The organism is Gryllotalpicola sp. CP2-P1, assembly GCF_057512245.1.
The window spans coordinates 1-2,154 of record NZ_JBLRDT010000307.1 but is presented as its reverse complement, the minus strand read 5'-3'; the positions used below and the strand labels follow the sequence as shown (position 1 = coordinate 2,154).

Here is a 2,154-nt window from a genome sequence, read left to right as displayed (position 1 = left end):
GCCGGCGACTTCACCTTCGACAGCCTGCACACCGACTACCGCCTGAGCCGCGCGGCGGACGGCCGCGCCGAGCTCGCGGTGACCGAGACGTTCGCGGCGCGCTTCCCGGATGCCGACCAGAACCACGGCATCGAACGGGCGATCCCGACGAGCGCCGACGGCCGCTCGCTGCACGTGCGGGTGCGCAGTGTGACGGATGCCGCAGGCGCGCCGGTCGCCTGGCAGCTGCTGACCGACGACGTGCCCGCCGGCTTCACGGTCGTGCGCATCGGCGACCCCTACTCCTTCGTGCACGGAGCCCAGAGCTACGTCATCCGCTACACGATGCGCGACGTCGTCCACGAGGCGCAGGGCGCGCAGCAGTTCCTGTTCGACGTCAACGGAACCGGCTGGGCCCAGCCGTTCGGAACGGTGAGTGCGACGCTGCACGTGCCTGCCGCGCTCGCGGGCTCGCTCACGGGCGACACGGCCTGCTATCAGGGGGCCCAGGGGTCGACGGCGCGCTGCACGATCACTCGCACCGGTGACGCCTTCGCCGCCACGGCCACCGACCTCGGCGCCCACGAGAACGTGACGATGAGCGTCGGCTTCGCCCCCGGCACCTTCGCGGTGCCGCTGTCGCTGCGGCGCCTCGCCGTGTGGGTGCTGCTCGGCGTCGCGGTCGTGCTGCTCGGCCTCGCGATCGCGGTGCGCGTCAGGAGCCTCGGCAACCCGAGGGGCACGGGCATCATCGTGCCGCAGTACGCGGCGTTCCCCGGCATCGGCGTGATGGAGGCCGCGGAGCTGCTCGACGAGCGCGATCGCGCCTTCCCTGCGCTCGTCACGCAGCTCGTCGTGAGCCGCGCCGCCACCATGACCCGCGACGACCGGGGCACGGCGAAGACGAAGGACGATCTCTACGCCCTCCAGCTGCACGACGCGACCGTGCTCGACGACGAGGACGCCGACGCGGTGCACACCCTCTTCGGCTCGATCAAGCCCGGCGCGGCGGTGACGCTCGACCCGAAGAAGCCCGAGGTCGGCGACCGCATCGCCAAGCTGCTGCGCGAGGCGCGCGACGCGGTGCGCAAACAGGGGCTGATCGCCCGGCGGTACACCGCGCTGAGCGGCATCCTGCTCGCCGCGGGCATCCTGTTCGCGGTCGTCACCGTCGCCTGGTTCGTCGTGCTGAGCAGCGGGGCCTTCGGCACCTGGCTGCACTACCTCGGGCTCGTGGCGGCCCTCGCGCTGCTCGTCGCAGCCGTCGCCCTGGTGTGGCCGCGCGAGCGGCGGACCACGGCCGCGACCCCCGCCTACGAGCACCTGCTCGGCATCCGCGACTACCTGCGGCTCGCCGAAGCCGACCGCATCCGCATGCTGCAGAGCCCGACGGGCGCCGAGACGCAGAAGACCCCGCAGGGCGAGGATCTCGTGAAGCTGTACGAGAAGCTGCTGCCCTACGCGATCCTCTTCAACGTCGAGAAGGAGTGGCGAGAGGTGCTCGGCCGCGCCTGGGCGACCACGCCCACGGACGTGACGCCGACCCTGCTGCCCCTGCAGACGCTGCTGTTCGCGAACGCCTTCGCATCGCACAACTACGCGACGACCGCGAGCACGACGAGCAACTCGCACTCGTGGTCGAGCTCGGGCGGCAGCGGATTCTCGGGCGGATTCTCGGGCGGCGGCTTCGGCGGTGGCGGCGGCGGGGGCTGGTAGAGGCCCCAGGCCTACTCCGCCACGACGCGCAGCGTCTCGACCGCCGGGTCGACCGCGCCCCGCACGAAGCCGGTCGGCGCGGCCGCCACGTGCTGCAGGAACTCGACGGTCTCGGCCGTGATGACCTCGCCGGGCATGACGTTCGGGATGCCCGGCGGGTAGGCCGCGAGCGAGTCCGCCGACACCCGCCCCACGGCCTGCGCGGCCGGCACGACCGTGGCGGCCGCGAAGGTGGCGTCGCGCACCAGCATCCGCTTCTCGCCGGGCTCGGGCAGCGGCACGCGCACGAAGCCCGACGTCGCGACCTCGGGGTCGTCGGCACGCAGGCTGTGCAGGGCGTCGACGATGCGGCCCAGGTCGGGGTGCGACCCCGGGCCGACGATCGCGAGCACGCAGGCATCCGTCGACAGCTCGAACTGGATGCCGTGATCGCGCAGCATCACCGACCGCACGGCGTGG

2 protein-coding genes are annotated in these 2,154 nt (G+C 72.8%); one reads left to right on the top strand and one right to left on the bottom strand.

Annotation, left to right across the window (positions count from 1 at the left end; translation table 11 throughout):
• On the top strand, window positions 1-1,695 hold a 1,695-nt coding region (locus ACM2XV_RS14585; protein ID WP_487027455.1), incomplete at its 5' end, for a DUF2207 family protein.
• A gap of 11 nt (window positions 1,696-1,706) precedes the next feature.
• On the opposite strand, the gene ACM2XV_RS14580 is transcribed toward ACM2XV_RS14585, so the two are convergent.
• On the bottom strand, window positions 1,707-2,154 hold a 448-nt coding region (locus ACM2XV_RS14580; RefSeq protein WP_487027454.1), incomplete at its 5' end, for an Orn/Lys/Arg family decarboxylase.